Here is a 15,867-nt window from a genome sequence, read left to right as displayed (position 1 = left end):
ACCATCACTGTTTTCGTTACTATTCAAAATCTAATTATTAATCTATGGGTATCAAAAATATAAACTGATGTCCAAATATTACTTTGAGAAAAAATTTTATAGCAAATCAATAACCTGCTGCATCCGGTTATTAATAAATTTAACTAAAATTTTAACTTTTGAGATAGTACACTACCTTTCAAAAATTAATCCTCTACACCCTTACTCTTTATATTTTTCAACTACTTTTTTTATTTTTTTGTTAAATTCTCTACGTGGCATCATTATATTGTTATCACATTTAAGACATTTAATTTTTATGTCCGCCCCCATTCGCGTTATCTTCCAACGATTAGTACCACATGGATGTTTTTTTTTCATCTCAACAATATCATTTAAATCATATTCCATCTCTTACTCCTCCACTTTTCCTCTTGTTGTCAATGCTATTCCAAATTCATTATAAAAATCCCGTCTTAGCATAGTTTCTACTTCTTGCTTCTTCCCAATTTTAGCTTTTCCCGCTATCGAAATTGTAACAATATTATCCGCTATTTTCTCTATACAATCAATATGTAATTTATCATTTTTGTATATTAATTTATGATAACTGCCATTACTGTTCACCTTATTTAAAAGTTTTTCTACTCTATTCTCTGTTTCTTCCATCGTACTCGTTATTTGAATTGAAAACTGAAGTACAACCAAATTATATGTCAATGAATAATTAATAACCTGATTAATAGTGCCGTTCGGTATAAAGTATATTTCTCCATTATTTGAGCGGATTTTGGTTGAACGTAATCCTAATGCCATTACATATCCCCCTGCAATAAATGCACCTTGATTGTAAATTTTTACGTTATCTCCTACATCAAATTGACCTTCAAGTATAATAAAAAAACCCGATATAATATCCTTTACCAAACTTTGTGCCCCGAAACCTATTGCAACACTTGCAATCCCCGCACTTGCCACAATACTTGTCGTATTTATACCAAGTGTCGACAACATTTGAAAAAATGCTATAAAGTAAATTATATAGCGTGCACAACTTTTTACCAGTTTATGTAATGTTTCAGAACGTTTTTCATTAATTTTTATATTAAAACGTTTATTAGCATTTTCCTTTGTCGTCATTATATAATCAATTACTTTATTACAAAGTTTTACGCCAATAGATGCCAACACAATTATTAACATTATGACAATTATCTTTTCAAATATAACAAAAACAAAATCGGTATTACTAAATGTCTGTTGTACTTTATCTATTAACTTAGCCATTATTATTCATCCTTAAAAAGTGCGATAATACGTTCAAATTCATCATTATCTTTAAATTCTATCTCAATTTTCCCTTTTTTATTGCGATTTTGCTTAATTGTAACAACGGTACCCAAACGACGTTTTAAAATATTTTCCTGCTCTTCTATGAAGATATCTTTCGACTTAGTTGAAATTTTTTTAGGATTCGAAAGACGTACTATATACTCCTCTAGTTCTCTTACCGACATCTTGCGTGCAATAACACGTTCGCATATTTCTAACATCCGTTCTTTATTTTTTATTGAAAGAAGTGTTCTAGCATGAGCCGTACTTATAACACCGTTTTCCAGATAATCTTTAATCTTCTGCGGTAATTTCAATAAACGTAAACTATTTGCGATATACGGTCTACTTTTCCCAAGCTGTTTAGCCAGCTCTTCTTGAGTTAGCTTCATTTTATCCATTAAATTACGGTAGCTGTTGGATTCTTCCAATGCGGACAAATCTTCACGTTGTAAATTTTCTAAAACGCTAAAAATCATCATCTCATCATCAGTCATCTCTTTTACTATCGCAGGAATAGTTTCTTTTTCTAATTGTTCAAATGCACGAAAGCGACGTTCTCCGGCAATAATATAATAGCCTTTTACCGCTTTTTTTACAATAATTGGCTGCAATAATCCGTTTTTAGTAATCGATTCTTTTAACTCATCAAGTTTATCCTGATTAAATATTGTACGTGGTTGATACGGATTTTTTTTTATATCTTCTAATTTTAACTCAATGACAGCTGAATTATCTGCTGATATTTCCACTTTTTCTGCTGCAAAGATAGCATCTAAACCTCGTCCTAATCCTTTACCTTGTTTTTTAACCACGTTCAATCACCTCTTTTGCCAATGCGATATATTGTTTTGCACCGTTTGAGTTTTTTGCATATTCAATAATCGGTTCTCCGAAGCTCGGTGCTTCACTTAAACGTACTGTACGTGAAATAACCGTTTCAAATACTTTTCCTTTAAAGTGTTCTCTTACCTGTTCCCCTACTTGATTAGAAATATTTGTTCTACTATCCGTCATTGTAAGTAAGACACCAAAGATATCCAAGTGTGAGTTTAGATGTTTTCGCACAATATTAAAGGTATTCATAAGTTGACTTAACCCTTCCAAAGCATAATATTCCGTTTGAACAGGAATAATCACTCCATCAGCAGCCGTTAGTGAATTTAAGGTAATAAGACCTAATGATGGCGGACAATCTATTATTATATAATCATATTGATCTTTTATATCAGCAATAGCATTTTTCATACGTTGTTCACGACTAATTGCAGATACCAATTCGACTTCTGCACCTGCTAATGCAATACTTGACGGCACAATATCTAAATTTTCATAATCTGTTTTTAATATTACCTCATTAATATCCACCTCATCAACGAGAATATTATAAATAGACGACTTTACATCATTTTTATCAATTCCAATACCGCTTGTTGCGTTGGCTTGCGGGTCTGTATCAATAAGCAATACTTTTTTCTTTAAATATGCTAAAGATGCCGCTGTATTAATTGATGAAGTCGTTTTCCCAACTCCACCTTTTTGATTACAAATTGCTATTATTTTCATTATTTACCTCTTTTCTTATAACGTGGAACTGTTACGGTAATAACCACATTTTCCATAGTTTCGTCTTCTTCTTTGTTTAAATTAATATTGTATTTTTCCTCAAGTTTAGCTATTTCTCTCGATAGCTTAGCTATTATTTTCTGTGCATCATAACCGACACGGGAATTATCAACTGCCTTATTATCATTCTTAATTTTTAGGTAAGTTTCAATTTTTTCTTCTGTTTGTGATACATTTAGATTTTGACTTAGTATTTGCGTTAAAATTTGTTCCTGTGCTTTAGCATCTAACTTAACCATTGCTCTACCATGTCGTTCAGTTATTTTTTTTGAATTAATAGCTTTAATAACTTTATCACTAAGTTTTAACAACCTTATTTTATTTGCTACAGTAGCCTGAGTTTTTCCAAGAGATTTAGCAAGTTCTTCTTGGGTTAGCCTATTTATATTAAGCAATTTCTGATAAGCGTATGCTTCTTCAATAGGTGTAAGTTCCTCACGTTGAATATTTTCAATAAGTGCCAACGTTGCCATTTGATCATCTGTTAGTTCTTTAACAATTGCTTTAGTTGTAGCTAAGTTTAAATATTTAATTGCCCTTAAACGTCTTTCACCTGCGATAAGTTCGTAAAAACCATTTCCCATATCTCTAACGGTAATCGACTGTAGTAAACCGTTTTGTTTTATTGATTCTGCAAGTTCCTTAATTTTTTCTTCCGTAAACTCTCTTCTCGGTTGATATTTATTCGGCACTATATTTTCTACTCTAATCTCTCTTAATACATCATCATCAGAAATTCCAACCTTTTCAGCCCTATGAGTTAAATCATATAACTTACTGAATGGTTTTACACTCTCCATCATATTATACCTCCTAAAAAATCTTTTACACTATAACGATAACATATTTAAGAATTTTTGTCAAAATTATTTCCCAAAAATAATTCATCAAAATCTAGTAAACTAACCTATAAAAGAAAATATTTCCTAACTTCGAGTATATCGTTAAGACAACAAAAAAAGGTGTAACCATTGCTGATTACACCTTCATTATTACAGGGACGGCAGGAATCGAACCCACACCAAAGGTTTTGGAGACCTTTGTTCTACCGTTAAACTACGTCCCTAAATAATGGTGGGAAGAAGTGGATTCGAACCACTGAACCCTAAGGAACGGATTTACAGTCCGTCGCGTTTAGCCTCTTCGCTATCTTCCCTACGTTAAAATGCCGGCCAGAGGACTTGAACCCCCGACCTACTGATTACAAGTCAGTTGCTCTACCAACTGAGCTAGGCCGGCAACATGGTGCCTCGAGACAGAGTCGAACTGCCGACACATGGAGCTTCAATCCATTGCTCTACCAACTGAGCTATCGAGGCAAATATTTATTTTTACATAAAAAAATGGCGGTCCCGACGGGAATCGAACCCGCGATCTCCTGCGTGACAGGCAGGCGTGATAACCGCTACACCACGGGACCTAAATAAAAAATTGCGGGAGATGGATTTGAACCATCGACCTTTGGGTTATGAGCCCAACGAGCTGCCAGACTGCTCCATCCCGCGATAATAAAAATGGAGGAGGAAAGGGGATTCGAACCCCTGCGAGCTTTTACACTCCTGTCGGTTTTCAAGACCGATCCCTTCAGCCGGACTTGGGTATTCCTCCTTAATATGGTGGACTCTGCAGGACTCGAACCTGCGACCGATCGGTTATGAGCCGATAGCTCTAACCAACTGAGCTAAGAGTCCGTGTTCCTTTAGAATTCACTAACATTTTATTGGTGGCGGCAGAGGGGATCGAACCCCCGACCTTACGGGTATGAACCGTACGCTCTAGCCAGCTGAGCTACGCCGCCAATAAAGGCTTTAAATTCAATTCTATAAATGGTGGAGCCTAGCGGGATCGAACCGCTGACCTCCTGCGTGCAAAGCAGGCGCTCTCCCAGCTGAGCTAAGGCCCCTAAATATTTTTTAAATGGTCGGGAAGACAGGATTCGAACCTGCGACCCCTTGGTCCCAAACCAAGTGCTCTACCAAGCTGAGCTACTTCCCGTAGTTATGGCGCGCCCAAGAGGAGTCGAACCCCTAACCTTTTGATCCGTAGTCAAACGCTCTATCCAATTGAGCTATGGGCGCTAATATAATGATGCCGAGGACCGGAATCGAACCGGTACGGTATTTCTACCGCAGGATTTTAAGTCCTGTGCGTCTGCCAGTTCCGCCACCCCGGCATTATATTAACAAATAATTGGAGCGAAAGACGGGATTCGAACCCGCGACCCTCACCTTGGCAAGGTGATGTTCTACCCCTGAACTACTTTCGCGAATTTAAGAATGGTGCGGGTGAAGGGAGTCGAACCCCCACGCCGTGAGGCGCTAGATCCTAAGTCTAGTGCGTCTGCCAGTTCCGCCACACCCGCAAAAGAATGGTGAGCCATGAAGGACTCGAACCTTCGACCCTTTGATTAAAAGTCAAATGCTCTACCAACTGAGCTAATGGCTCTAAATAGTAATTAATGGTGCCGGCCAGAGGACTTGAACCCCCGACCTACTGATTACAAGTCAGTTGCTCTACCAACTGAGCTAGGCCGGCATAAATGGTGGAGGTTAACGGGATCGAACCGCTGACCCCTTGCTTGTAAGGCAAGTGCTCTCCCAGCTGAGCTAAACCTCCGTATTTGCCTGGCAACGATCTAGCCTCGCAGGGCGTAAACCCAACTACTCTCGACGCTAAAGAGCTTAACTTCTGTGTTCGGTATGGGTACAGGTGTGTCCTCTTTGCTATCGCCACCAGACGAAAACTTTATACTCATATTATATCAATTCCTCTCCTTTTGTCAACTTCTTTACTTCTCTGCTTCTACTCTCTGATTAAGTCCTCGACCTATTAGTTTTAGTCAGCTTAATGTGTTACCACACTTACACTCCTAACCTATTCTCCTTGTCGTCTTCAAGGGGTCTTACCTTTGTGGGAAATCTCATCTCGAGGGGGGCTTCATGCTTAGATGCTTTCAGCTCTTATCCCTTCCATATTTAGCTACCCAGCTATGCCACTGGCGTGACAACTGGTACACCATTGTTATGTCCATCCCGGTCCTCTCGTACTAAGGACAGCTCCTCTCAAATTTCCTACGCCCACGACGGATAGGGACCGAACTGTCTCACGACGTTCTGAACCCAGCTCGCGTACCGCTTTAATGGGCGAACAGCCCAACCCTTGGGACCGACTTCAGCCCCAGGATGCGATGAGCCGACATCGAGGTGCCAAACCTCCCCGTCGATGTGGACTCTTGGGGGAGATAAGCCTGTTATCCCCAGGGTAGCTTTTATCCGTTGAGCGATGGCCCTTCCATTCGGTACCACCGGATCACTAAGTCCTGCTTTCGCACCTGCTCGAGTTGTCTCTCTCACAGTCAAGCTCCCTTGTGCCTTTACACTCTCCAAATGATTTCCAACCATTCTGAGGGAACCTTTGAACGCCTCCGTTACTCTTTAGGAGGCGACCGCCCCAGTCAAACTGCCCACCTGACACTGTCTCCCGGTTTTCTATTCCGTGGGTTAGAATTCCAATACACAAAGGGTAGTATCCCAACATCGCCTCCTCATACACTGGCGTGCATGCCTCTTTGGCTCCTACCTATCCTGTACATTCTGCATCAAAATTCAATATCAAGCTACAGTAAAGCTCCATGGGGTCTTTCCGTCCTGTCGCGGGTAACCTGCATCTTCACAGGTACTATGATTTCACCGAGTCCATCGTTGAGACAGTGCCCAAATCGTTACGCCTTTCGTGCGGGTCGGAACTTACCCGACAAGGAATTTCGCTACCTTAGGACCGTTATAGTTACGGCCGCCGTTTACTGGGGCTTCAATTCTTACCTTCGCTTGCGCTAAGCAATCCTCTTAACCTTCCAGCACCGGGCAGGCGTCAGCCCCTATACTTCACCTTTCGGTTTTGCAGAGACCTGTGTTTTTGTTAAACAGTCGCTTGGGCCTATTCACTGCGGCCTACTCTCGTAGGCACCCCTTCTCCCGAGGTTACGGGGTCATTTTGCCGAGTTCCTTAACGATGGTTCTCTCGCTCACCTTAGAATTCTCTTCCCAACTACCTGTGTCGGTTTGCGGTACGGGCACCTCTTATCTCGATAGCGGCTTTTCTTGAGAGTTTGGCTTCATTGACTTCGCTACTTTTTTTCGCTCCCCATCACGCTTCAGTCTTATAAGTAGCGGTTTTGCCTACTACTTAACCTTTGCGCTTAGGCGCCCTATTCCATCAGGGCACTCAATTAGCCTCCTCTGTCCCCACTTCTCTCAATCGATATTCGGTGGTACAGGAATTTCTACCTGTTGTCCATCGGCTTCACCTGTCGGCTTCACCTTAGGTCCCGACTTACCCAGAGCGGACGAGCCTTCCTCTGGAAACCTTAGTCTTTCGGTGGATAGGATTCTCACCTATCTTTCGCTACTTACACCGGCATTCTCACTTCTAACTTCTCCACTTCGCCTCTCGGCTTAACTTCTACGACGTTAGAACGCTCTCCTACCATATAACATCTGTTATATCCGCAGCTTCGGTTGTATGTTTAGCCCCGGTACATTTTCGGCGCGATGTCACTCGACCAGTGAGCTATTACGCACTCTTTAAATGGTGGCTGCTTCTAAGCCAACATCCTGGTTGTCTGTGCATCATCACATCCTTTTCCACTTAACATACAATTTGGGACCTTAGCTGGCGGTCTGGGCTGTTTCCCTTTCGACTACGAACCTTATCACCCGCAGTCTGACTCCCGTTTATATTTATCCGGCATTCGGAGTTTGTCTGAATTCGGTAACCCGGGATGGGCCCCTAGTCCAAACAGTGCTCTACCTCCGGTAAACTCTTTAACGAGGCTAGCCCTAAAGCTATTTCGGAGAGAACCAGCTATTTCCAAGTTCGATTGGAATTTCTCCGCTACCCACACCTCATCCAAACACTTTTCAACGTGTCCTGGTTCGGTCCTCCATTCAGTGTTACCTAAACTTCAACCTGGACATGGGTAGATCACTTGGTTTCGGGTCTACTCCATCATACTATCTCGCCCTATTAAGACTCGCTTTCGCTTCGGCTCCGTGTCTTCCACTTAACCTTGCATGATATAGTAACTCGCCGGTTCATTCTACAAAAGGCACGCCATCACCCCTAAGGGCTCTGACTACTTGTAAGCACACGGTTTCAGGTTCTTTTTCACTCCCCTCCCGGGGTTCTTTTCACCTTTCCCTCACGGTACTGGTTCACTATCGGTCACTAGGTAGTATTTAGCCTTACCAGATGGTCCTGGTCGCTTCCGACGGAATTCCTCGTGTTCCGTCGTACTCAGGTGCTCTCTCTTGCTTACTTAGCATTTCGTATACAGGTCTTTTACCTTCTTCGGCTCACTTTTCCAAGTGCTTCTACTATACTTCGTAATACAATTTCTTGAGAGTCCTTCTACCCCTATATGCATGCATATCGGTTTGGGCTTCTTCCTTTTCGCTCGCCGCTACTTGGGAAATCGATTTTTCTTTCTCTTCCTGCAGGTACTTAGATGTTTCCGTTCCCTGCGTTACCTCGCTTTTGCGTACCGCCTTTTTATTTGCGGTGGGTTCCCCCATTCGGATATCTACGGATCTTTGCTTACTTACTGCTCCCCGTAGCGTTTCGTCGTTTGTCACGTCCTTCTTCGGCTCCTAGTGCCAAGGCATCCTCCGTGCGCTCTTTTCTACTTAATCGTGTGTAGCTTTTTGCTTCGTTTTCTTCCTTGAACTCTTTTTGTGAATAAGTTTTTCTTACTTACCTTATTCTTCTGTTTCTCGGTTTTGTAAATCTGTTTTCTTTTCTAGAAATTTTTTGATCTAATATTTGTATTCAGTTTTCATTGTGCAAAAAATGGTGGAGCCTAGCGGGATCGAACCGCTGACCTCCTGCGTGCAAAGCAGGCGCTCTCCCAGCTGAGCTAAGGCCCCATAGTTTATATAATTAAATTTAAATGGTGGGCCTAAATGGACTTGAACCATCGACCTCACGCTTATCAGGCGTGCGCTCTAACCAGCTGAGCTATAGGCCCCTATTTTTTTGAGAAAAAGTATTCTTTGAACACTCAAAACTAAACGAATTCCCCAACATATCCTTTTTTCCTTAGAAAGGAGGTGATCCAGCCGCACCTTCCGATACGGCTACCTTGTTACGACTTCACCCCAATCATCTGTCCCACCGTGACCGGCTCCTCCCTTTCGGTTAGGTCACCGTCTTCAGGTGTTACAAACTCTCGTGGTGTGACGGGCGGTGTGTACAAGACCCGGGAACGTATTCACCGCGACATTCTGATTCGCGATTACTAGCGATTCCAGCTTCATGTAGTCGAGTTGCAGACTACAATCCGAACTGAGAATAGTTTTATGAGATTGGCTTACTTTTACAAGCTCGCTTCTCTTTGTCCCTATCCATTGTAGCACGTGTGTAGCCCAAGTCATAAGGGGCATGATGATTTGACGTCATCCCCACCTTCCTCCAGTTTGTCACTGGCAGTCTATCTAGAGTCCCCATCTTACTGCTGGCAACTAGATATAAGGGTTGCGCTCGTTGCGGGACTTAACCCAACATCTCACGACACGAGCTGACGACAACCATGCACCACCTGTATCTGTGTTGTCTCAAAGAGACAAACAACGTGATCTCTCACGCCCTCACAGTATGTCAAGACTTGGTAAGGTTCTTCGCGTTGCTTCGAATTAAACCACATGCTCCACCGCTTGTGCGGGTCCCCGTCAATTCCTTTGAGTTTCAACCTTGCGGTCGTACTCCCCAGGCGGAGTGCTTAATGCGTTTGCTGCAGCACTGATCTCTTTTGAGACCAACACTTAGCACTCATCGTTTACGGCGTGGACTACCAGGGTATCTAATCCTGTTTGCTCCCCACGCTTTCGCGCCTCAGTGTCAGTTGCAGGCCAAAAAGCCGCCTTCGCCACTGGTGTTCCTCCTAATCTCTACGCATTTCACCGCTACACTAGGAATTCCACTTTTCTCTCCTGCACTCAAGTTTATCAGTTTCCAATGACCTTCCACGGTTGAGCCGTGAGCTTTCACATCAGACTTTCTAAACCACCTGCGCGCGCTTTACGCCCAATAATTCCGGACAACGCTTGCCACCTACGTATTACCGCGGCTGCTGGCACGTAGTTAGCCGTGGCTTTCTGGTTAGGTACCGTCTGTTTTGTGTATAGTTACTACACAACCTTTCTTCCCTAACAACAGAGCTTTACGAACCGAAATCCTTCTTCACTCACGCGGCGTTGCTCCGTCAGACTTTCGTCCATTGCGGAAGATTCCCTACTGCTGCCTCCCGTAGGAGTTTGGGCCGTGTCTCAGTCCCAATGTGGCCGTTCACCCTCTCAGGTCGGCTATGCATCGTCGCCTTGGTAGGCTTTTATCCCACCAACTAGCTAATGCTCCGCAAAGCCATCTTATAGTGTCAGCATGACCGACTTTTAAATATCTCCCATGCGGAAAATACTGTTATCCGGTATTAGCTACAGTTTCCCATAGTTATCCCGGTCTATAAGGCAGGTTCTTTACGTGTTACTCACCCGTTCGCCGCTAAGAATTATCGGTGCAAGCACCAATAATTCTTCGCTCGACTTGCATGTATTAGGCACGCCGCCAGCGTTCGTCCTGAGCCAGGATCAAACTCTCCAAATATTTTCTTATTTGTTTGCTTGATTTAGCTCTTTTTAAAGTTTTATAGTTCCTTTTTGAACTGTCCTTTTTTGGAATTACGTTGACTTAATTCGTTTAGTTTTCAATGTTCAATTTGTTGCTTTAGCAACTTTTCTATCTTATCATTTTATTTCAGGTTTGTCAAGTTTTTTTCTTTTCCTTAACTTTTCCTACTTTAAAATCTTTTACTGTTCGTCTTCTTTCTTGAAGACCTTATTATTCTATCATTTACTTTTTATTATGTCAAGGTCTTTTTTCTACTTTTCTTAAAAAGTTTATTTGATTTGAATATTTGTTCCGTCTTCGTGCGAAGACGTGTATTAGTTTATCATCTTTGTTTATTATTGTCAATACTTTTTTATAAAAAAATATATTTTTTCACGGTAAATTTGGCAAATAAAATGATTAAATGTCAAAATATAATTAATCAGAATAAAGAAGGGGGATTTTGCCAAGAAAACATTATATATTTTCTTTATCTAACCCCCATCTTTTTTAATGCCTACATATTATAAAAATCAAAAACAGTAACCGGTAAATTTCTCTTATGTTCTGATTTTAAATAATGTTGTTCTATTTTTTCTCTTATTTTATCTTCGAGAATTTTCCCTTCTAAATAATCATCTATATTATCATAAGTAATACCCAATGCAACTTCATCTTCCAATGCAGGACGATTTTCTTCTAAATCCGCTGTAGGTTTTTTTAAATAAAGATGCTCCGGACATCCCAATCTTTTTAACAATGCTTTCCCTTGACGTTTATTTAATCTATATAATGGAACTATATCAACGCCTCCGTCACCATATTTTGTGTAAAATCCCGTTATGGCTTCTGCAGCATGGTCTGTCCCAACCACTAATCCATTATTCATAGTAGCAATAGAATACTGTACTTTCATTCTTTCTCGTGCCTTTTCATTTCCTTTGGCAAAGTCAGTAATTTCTACCCCTGCCAATTTTAACGATTTAACACTTGCATCAACTGCATTTTTTATGTTTACAGTATATACTTTATCCGGCTTTATAAAATCCAAAGCGTCTCTACAATCTTCCTCATCAAATTGTTCTCCATAAGGTAATCTAACAGCAATAAACTGATAATCTTCGTTTGTTTCCTTACGTAATTCCTCCACAGCAAGTTGGCATAATTTTCCGCACAAAGTAGAGTCCTGCCCTCCGGAGATTCCCAACACTAAACTTTTTAAAAAACTATTTTCCTTTAAATAATCTTTCAAAAAATTTATAGTTAACCTTATTTCCTCATCAACATTTATTTCAGATTTACATCTTAATTTTTTTATTACTTCTTCTTGAAAAGTCATAAATTCACCTGTTAATTTTCTTTATTTGTTATTTTTCTCAATATATTGTTTCTATTTTCCCAACATTTTGGACTAAGGTCTACCGGATAAAATTCGGGATTTAACAACCTTTGGTACTCGTTCCATAGCAATTTTTTATTTTCTTTAAAATACTCAGCACTTTCCCAGACTGTCGGTACTTCATATACTTGCAATCCATTTTTAAAAACATCTACGTGCAAATCTCTTGCTTCAAAATTTTTCACTTCTTTTGCTAAATAAGTATGAGTTGGGTGAAATAGTTTTATAGTTTTTTCCGAATTAACATCTTCTTCTTCCAAAGCAATATAATCTCCCGCTGCCATTTCGGTTGCTTTATTAATTATTCTATAAACTCTTTTTATACCGGGTATTGTTAATTTCCCCGGGTTTTCAGAAATTTTCAATCTATCTATCATATTTCCATTTTCATCTTCTAAACATGAGAGTTTATATACTGCCCCAAGTGCCGGATTGTTATAAGCTGTTATCAGTTTTGTGCCGACTCCCCAAGCATCTATTTTGGCCCCTTGTTGTTTAAGGTGGGTTATAGTATCTTCATCTAAATCATTTGAAGCCACTACCTTGGCGTTTGGATAACCGGCATCGTCCAATATTTTTCTAGCTTCTTGTGATAAGTAAGCTATATCCCCTGAATCCAGACGTATCCCTAAAAAGTTTATTTCATCTTTCAGCTCATTTGCCACAGCTATTGCATTAGGTATTCCTGAACGCAATGTATCATAAGTATCTACTAAGAAGTAACAATCCTTATGGGCAGCCGCATATTTTTTAAAAGCAATTTTTTCATCTTGATACGCTTGAACAAATGAATGTGCATGCGTTCCGCTACACGGAATATCAAATAATTTAGCAGCCTTAACATTACTTGTTGAATCAAAACCACCAATTATAGAAGCCCGTGCTCCCCACACCGCAGCTTCAAATTCATGGGCACGTCTTGTACCAAACTCCATACAAACTTCATTAGGGCAAACATGTTTTATCCTAGCGGCTTTTGTAGCGATTAATATTTGATAATTTATTATATTTAATATCGCAGTTTCCATAAGTTGCGCTTGTATAAGTGGAGCTTCTATTCGAATCAACGGTTCATTCCCAAAAATAATCTCTCCTTCTCTTACAGAACGTATACTACCTGTGAATTTAAGATTTTTTAAATAATCTAAAAATTCTTTATCATAATACCCTAACTTATCTAAATACTCAATATCAGCTTCTGTAAATTTAAAAGAATTTACATACTCTATTATTTTGGCTAAGCCTGCAAAAACAGCATATCCTCCACCAAACGGAATTTTTCTAAAATAAGCATCAAAATAAGATTTTCTTTCATGAATTCCGTCTTTAAAATACGCATACCCCATATTAATTTGATATAAGTCTGTATGCAGAGCGTCACCTTCATATTTATTCATAATTTCCTCCAAAATTACCTTATTTCTAAAAATTTAGTTACCTATATATTAACACTTTAACACATATTTAACAAATATTATAATTATTTTCCAACAAGATAATTATTTTTATACATCGCTATAATATTATATTTAAACCCATCGGAAGATACTCCATAGCGTGTATCCGGATATTCTACTCTTTCACACGTCTTAACACATTTTATCTTAAATCCATAACTTAACGCATAATATTACCCCTTTCGCCGGTTTGTCCGATAAAAGGGGTACATATCATTCTTGATCTTCTTTATTTTTAGTATCTTCTGATTGTTTTTTGTCGTTATTTTTGTCTTCTGAGTTAGCTGTATTCTTATTTTTGTCATTAGAATTTTTACTATCAGTTTTCTCGTTATCTTTTTTATTTAATTCAGGAATTTTACTGTCATCTATTCGACCGTTTTTATCTTGTGATTTTTTTAAATCACTCTGCATAATCGAATTAATAGTAGTTTGTAAAAATTTTTCTCTTAATGGTAAATTAAAGATAATTTCTCCGTTATAACTAAGACCATACTCTTGTCTTACCATGTCACTTATAAAATATGGATCTTTTAATTTATCAATAACAATTTCATTAACTTTATTTTGTTTTTCAAGTTTTTCAATAGCTTTATTTTGTTCAGAAAGTTGTGTGTTCAACTCTTTTTTTTCACGAGTATATAAAAATGTTTGTATCAAGGTCACAACGAGCGTAAGGGTCATAATACTTAATATTAAAAACTTACGGCGCTTTCTATATTTTGCTTTTGCTTTCAGTACATCTTTACGAAATTGTTTTTCTGTACTTTGTTCCATCGTTTTATTCTTTTCTCAATGTTTCTGATAAGATTTTAAACATTTTTGTCGCATCTTCTTTTTTTGTGCTGTCTTTTAATTGCAGCACCTCATAAACAATTTCTTTTTTCGCAAAATATATGGTGATTTTATCCCCGATTTTTAAAGGACTGGACGGTTTAGCCTGCTTTCCATTTATAGAAATATGCCCACCTGCTGAAATTTCGTTAGCAACTGTCCTTCTTTTTATTATTCTCGATACTTTTAAAAATTTATCTAAACGCATATTATTACTCCTGAATTTTTTACTTATAATATTATCACATATTTATTTACTTAACGCAAATATTTATCGCTTATTCTTCATAAAAATTCGCGGTGAAATTACATCATAATAACACCGCAAACAATATTTTATTTTTTCTAAGCCCAATTTCCATCTTTAAAGATAGCTACTTCTTTTCCATCCGCAGTAAATCCTATGATATTCGTTGTGCTTTCTCCTATCATAAAATCAACGTGTACTAAGCTGTCATTAGCACCAACTTCTGCCAATTCTTCATCACTCATCTCGCTTCCGCCTTTAACGCAAGTTGGGTACGCCTTACCTAAAGCTATATGACATGCAGCGTTCTCATCAAATAATGTTTCTAAAAATAGTATCCCCGTATTTGAAATCGGTGAATCAAATGGTACTAATGCCATTTCGCCAATTTTTACCGAACCTTCATCGGTTTCTAATATATTTTTAAGAGCTTCATAGCCACGTTTAGCACCATAATCAACTACTTTACCTTTTTCAAATTTTAACCAGAAATCATCTATTAGAACACCACCATGATTTAACGGTTTTGCATTATAAACTATTCCACTGGTTTCTTCTTTATGTGGCATTGTAAATACTTCTTCCGTCGGAATATTTGCAACAAAACGCCCTGCTTTTTTCGCATAACTTCCGGCACTTTGCCAAATATGTCCCTTAGGTAGTCCCACATATAAATCTGTTCCTAAGTCATTAGTTATATGTAACTTAACTAATTCATTCTCATGTAAAAATTTCGCTTTCTCATCTAATACTCTAATGTGTTCTTCCCAATCCGCTACCGGATCTTCACCTTTCGCACGACAAGCACTAAGTATCTCATCCCATAGTTTTAAATATGCTTCTTCATCGCTTAATTCCGGAAACAGACGTTTTGCCCAACCGACTGTTGATGCACTAACAACGCACCAAGGACACTCATCACTCATTATAGCTTTCATATATTCTCTCAATGCTTTTGATCGTCCTACCATAGATGCTTTCATCTTAGCACTATCTACACCTGCTAAACCGTCCGGATCATCTCCTATAACTGATAGAAAAGCCGTCCCTTCATCTAATAATTCTTGGTAATGGTCAACATAGGATTTACTTATATTACTCAAAGTTTCTTCTGTTTGATATTTTAAATTTAACTTCGTCAACTCTTGATCACGCCATTCGACTTCAACTTTTTTTGCACCCTGTTTATAACATGCTTCCACTATTTTAGCTACAAAAGTTCTGCTTTCTGTACTGGCTCTTATCAAAACGGGTTGATCCTTTTGAACGTTAAGTCCGACCTTAACCATTAATTTAGCATAATTTTCCAATCTTTTATTTAAATCCATAGTATC

The 15,867-nt window shown here is 38.9% G+C and carries 10 protein-coding genes, 20 tRNA genes and 3 rRNA genes; all 33 read right to left on the bottom strand.

What is annotated here, in order from left to right:
* Window positions 1–201 precede the first annotated feature (201 nt).
* The 33 genes from AXE85_RS01530 to AXE85_RS01370 all read right to left on the bottom strand — a co-directional run bounded on the left by AXE85_RS01530 (window position 202) and on the right by AXE85_RS01370 (window position 15,861).
* Entirely contained in the window at window positions 202–390 is a 189-nt protein-coding gene (locus AXE85_RS01530; protein ID WP_062172719.1) for a DUF951 domain-containing protein, read from the bottom strand.
* Window positions 391–393: 3 nt separating this feature from the next.
* Entirely contained in the window at window positions 394–1,266 is an 873-nt protein-coding gene (locus AXE85_RS01525) for a mechanosensitive ion channel family protein (protein ID WP_062172717.1), read from the bottom strand.
* A gap of 2 nt (window positions 1,267–1,268) precedes the next feature.
* Window positions 1,269–2,126 (bottom strand): ParB/RepB/Spo0J family partition protein, encoded by an 858-nt coding sequence (locus AXE85_RS01520; protein ID WP_062172716.1) that lies wholly within the window; start codon window positions 2,124–2,126, stop codon window positions 1,269–1,271.
* On the bottom strand, window positions 2,119–2,880 hold the full coding sequence (locus AXE85_RS01515; protein WP_174222381.1) for a ParA family protein: 762 nt from the start codon (window positions 2,878–2,880) through the stop codon (window positions 2,119–2,121). Before AXE85_RS01515 ends, AXE85_RS01520 begins: the two co-directional genes overlap by 8 nt.
* Window positions 2,877–3,737: a ParB/RepB/Spo0J family partition protein gene (locus tag AXE85_RS01510; RefSeq protein WP_231723792.1), complete on the bottom strand. Its 861-nt coding sequence runs from the start codon at window positions 3,735–3,737 to the stop codon at window positions 2,877–2,879. Before AXE85_RS01510 ends, AXE85_RS01515 begins: the two co-directional genes overlap by 4 nt.
* 195 nt (window positions 3,738–3,932) lie before the next feature.
* Window positions 3,933–4,003: transfer RNA gene (locus AXE85_RS01505), tRNA-Trp, on the bottom strand.
* Window positions 4,004–4,009: 6 nt separating this feature from the next.
* Window positions 4,010–4,093, bottom strand: a tRNA-Tyr gene (locus tag AXE85_RS01500).
* Between the two features lie 10 nt (window positions 4,094–4,103).
* A tRNA-Thr gene (locus AXE85_RS01495) sits at window positions 4,104–4,176 on the bottom strand.
* A gap of 4 nt (window positions 4,177–4,180) precedes the next feature.
* Window positions 4,181–4,256: transfer RNA gene (locus AXE85_RS01490), tRNA-Phe, on the bottom strand.
* A gap of 25 nt (window positions 4,257–4,281) precedes the next feature.
* Window positions 4,282–4,357 (bottom strand) — tRNA-Asp (locus tag AXE85_RS01485).
* An 11-nt stretch (window positions 4,358–4,368) separates the two neighbouring features.
* Window positions 4,369–4,442: transfer RNA gene (locus tag AXE85_RS01480), tRNA-Met, on the bottom strand.
* A gap of 10 nt (window positions 4,443–4,452) precedes the next feature.
* Window positions 4,453–4,545 (bottom strand) — tRNA-Ser (locus AXE85_RS01475).
* A 6-nt stretch (window positions 4,546–4,551) separates the two neighbouring features.
* Window positions 4,552–4,628 (bottom strand) — tRNA-Ile (locus AXE85_RS01470).
* Window positions 4,629–4,658: 30 nt separating this feature from the next.
* Window positions 4,659–4,735: transfer RNA gene (locus tag AXE85_RS01465), tRNA-Met, on the bottom strand.
* A gap of 29 nt (window positions 4,736–4,764) precedes the next feature.
* Window positions 4,765–4,840 (bottom strand) — tRNA-Ala (locus tag AXE85_RS01460).
* A gap of 15 nt (window positions 4,841–4,855) precedes the next feature.
* Window positions 4,856–4,932: transfer RNA gene (locus tag AXE85_RS01455), tRNA-Pro, on the bottom strand.
* A 6-nt stretch (window positions 4,933–4,938) separates the two neighbouring features.
* A tRNA-Arg gene (locus AXE85_RS01450) sits at window positions 4,939–5,015 on the bottom strand.
* Window positions 5,016–5,026: 11 nt separating this feature from the next.
* Window positions 5,027–5,110, bottom strand: a tRNA-Leu gene (locus tag AXE85_RS01445).
* An 18-nt stretch (window positions 5,111–5,128) separates the two neighbouring features.
* Window positions 5,129–5,203: transfer RNA gene (locus AXE85_RS01440), tRNA-Gly, on the bottom strand.
* An 11-nt stretch (window positions 5,204–5,214) separates the two neighbouring features.
* Window positions 5,215–5,299, bottom strand: a tRNA-Leu gene (locus tag AXE85_RS01435).
* 7 nt (window positions 5,300–5,306) lie between these two features.
* Window positions 5,307–5,382, bottom strand: a tRNA-Lys gene (locus tag AXE85_RS01430).
* 14 nt (window positions 5,383–5,396) lie between these two features.
* Window positions 5,397–5,472, bottom strand: a tRNA-Thr gene (locus AXE85_RS01425).
* 5 nt (window positions 5,473–5,477) lie between these two features.
* A tRNA-Val gene (locus tag AXE85_RS01420) sits at window positions 5,478–5,553 on the bottom strand.
* 6 nt (window positions 5,554–5,559) lie between these two features.
* A 5S ribosomal RNA gene (gene rrf, locus AXE85_RS01415) occupies window positions 5,560–5,674 on the bottom strand.
* Window positions 5,675–5,746: 72 nt separating this feature from the next.
* Window positions 5,747–8,627: ribosomal RNA gene (locus tag AXE85_RS01410) — 23S ribosomal RNA — on the bottom strand.
* A 158-nt stretch (window positions 8,628–8,785) separates the two neighbouring features.
* Window positions 8,786–8,861, bottom strand: a tRNA-Ala gene (locus AXE85_RS01405).
* 24 nt (window positions 8,862–8,885) lie between these two features.
* Window positions 8,886–8,962, bottom strand: a tRNA-Ile gene (locus AXE85_RS01400).
* Window positions 8,963–9,037: 75 nt separating this feature from the next.
* Window positions 9,038–10,593, bottom strand: a 16S ribosomal RNA gene (locus AXE85_RS01395).
* The 16S, 23S and 5S rRNA genes sit together here with 20 tRNA genes alongside, the layout of an rRNA operon.
* 520 nt (window positions 10,594–11,113) lie before the next feature.
* Window positions 11,114–11,935 (bottom strand): ammonia-dependent NAD(+) synthetase, encoded by an 822-nt coding sequence (gene nadE, locus AXE85_RS01390; RefSeq protein ID WP_062172714.1) that lies wholly within the window; start codon window positions 11,933–11,935, stop codon window positions 11,114–11,116.
* A gap of 11 nt (window positions 11,936–11,946) precedes the next feature.
* Window positions 11,947–13,392 carry a nicotinate phosphoribosyltransferase gene (locus AXE85_RS01385; protein ID WP_062172712.1) on the bottom strand — a complete coding sequence of 482 codons (1,446 nt, stop codon included), beginning with the start codon at window positions 13,390–13,392 and terminating at the stop codon, window positions 11,947–11,949.
* A gap of 273 nt (window positions 13,393–13,665) precedes the next feature.
* Window positions 13,666–14,229, bottom strand: a complete 564-nt coding sequence (locus AXE85_RS01380; protein ID WP_062172710.1) for an FtsB family cell division protein — start codon at window positions 14,227–14,229, stop codon at window positions 13,666–13,668.
* 4 nt (window positions 14,230–14,233) lie between these two features.
* Window positions 14,234–14,494, bottom strand: a complete 261-nt coding sequence (locus tag AXE85_RS01375) for an RNA-binding S4 domain-containing protein (protein ID WP_062172708.1) — start codon at window positions 14,492–14,494, stop codon at window positions 14,234–14,236.
* 137 nt (window positions 14,495–14,631) lie between these two features.
* Window positions 14,632–15,861: an aminopeptidase gene (locus AXE85_RS01370; RefSeq protein WP_062172706.1), complete on the bottom strand. Its 1,230-nt coding sequence runs from the start codon at window positions 15,859–15,861 to the stop codon at window positions 14,632–14,634.
* Window positions 15,862–15,867: the final 6 nt, after the last annotated feature.

Source organism: Gemella sp. oral taxon 928 (assembly GCF_001553915.1).
GTDB lineage: Bacteria > Bacillota > Bacilli > Staphylococcales > Gemellaceae > Gemella > Gemella massiliensis.
The sequence above is the reverse complement of the archived record's forward strand: the minus strand, read 5'-3'. Positions and strand labels throughout refer to the sequence as shown.

Bases quoted from the DNA above. Each gene is read 5' to 3' on its own strand.
- AXE85_RS01530 (WP_062172719.1), bottom strand. From the start codon at position 390: ATGGAATATGATTTAAATGATATTGTTGAGATGAAAAAAAAACATCCA.
- AXE85_RS01385 (WP_062172712.1), bottom strand. From the start codon at position 13,392: ATGAATAAATATGAAGGTGACGCTCTGCATACAGACTTATATCAAATT.
- AXE85_RS01510 (WP_231723792.1), bottom strand. From the start codon at position 3,737: ATGGAGAGTGTAAAACCATTCAGTAAGTTATATGATTTAACTCATAGG.
- AXE85_RS01380 (WP_062172710.1), bottom strand. From the start codon at position 14,229: ATGGAACAAAGTACAGAAAAACAATTTCGTAAAGATGTACTGAAAGCA.
- AXE85_RS01375 (WP_062172708.1), bottom strand. From the start codon at position 14,494: ATGCGTTTAGATAAATTTTTAAAAGTATCGAGAATAATAAAAAGAAGG.
- nadE (WP_062172714.1), bottom strand. From the start codon at position 11,935: ATGACTTTTCAAGAAGAAGTAATAAAAAAATTAAGATGTAAATCTGAA.
- AXE85_RS01525 (WP_062172717.1), bottom strand. From the start codon at position 1,266: ATGGCTAAGTTAATAGATAAAGTACAACAGACATTTAGTAATACCGAT.
- AXE85_RS01370 (WP_062172706.1), bottom strand. From the start codon at position 15,861: ATGGATTTAAATAAAAGATTGGAAAATTATGCTAAATTAATGGTTAAG.